Source organism: Vibrio sp. 1069, assembly GCF_033340555.1.
Genome location: NZ_JAWOWP010000427.1, coordinates 1 through 678, shown reverse-complemented (window position 1 = coordinate 678; position 678 = coordinate 1). Strand labels below are relative to the sequence as shown.

General features: G+C 47.5%; 1 protein-coding gene. It reads left to right on the top strand.

Annotated features, from left to right (window positions below):
* On the top strand, positions 1–678 hold a 678-nt coding region (locus R7040_RS26930; protein ID WP_318097667.1), incomplete at both ends, for a tetratricopeptide repeat protein.

Genomic DNA, 678 nt, shown 5'->3' with positions numbered 1-678 from the left:
CGTTTAGCTGATGAGTACCGCTACGCGAGTAAACCGCCACCAATGCTACTGACGCACCCTTTTCCAGAAGACCGTGTAGCAGATAGCCGTCAACGTGCACAAGCCTATCCTCCAATGCGCATTGCACCCTCTATCGATTACCATTTGGCGCGCGCACGCATTGTCGCGCGATATGCCGGTATCGACGGACAAGCCGCACTAGGTTGGTTTGAGCGTACTCAAAAGAAAACTTCAGCGGACATCATGCCGTCATTTGATTACGGCCGAGCGCTGGTTCATCTGGACAACAAACGCTTATCACAAGCAGAACCGATTTTGAAAAAGCTGTTAGCGCAAGATCCGGGCAACCCATTCTATTTAGATGCAATGACCGATCTATACATCGAGAAAAAACAGCCACAAAAAGCCGTTGAGTTGCTAAATAGTGCGCTAAAGCGTAATCCTCAAAACAAAGTATTAACCATTAACTACGCCAACGCGTTGCTTGAAGCAAACCAAAATGATCAAGCGGTGCGTACGCTTCAGCGTTATACACACGATAACCCAGAAGATAGTAATGGCTGGCAGCTATTATCGAAAGGCTATCATGCCCTTGGACGTAGTGATGAAGAGCTTGCAGCTCGCGCGGAAATTCTGGCACTAAGAGCAAACTGGAATAAAGCGATTCAATATTACAGT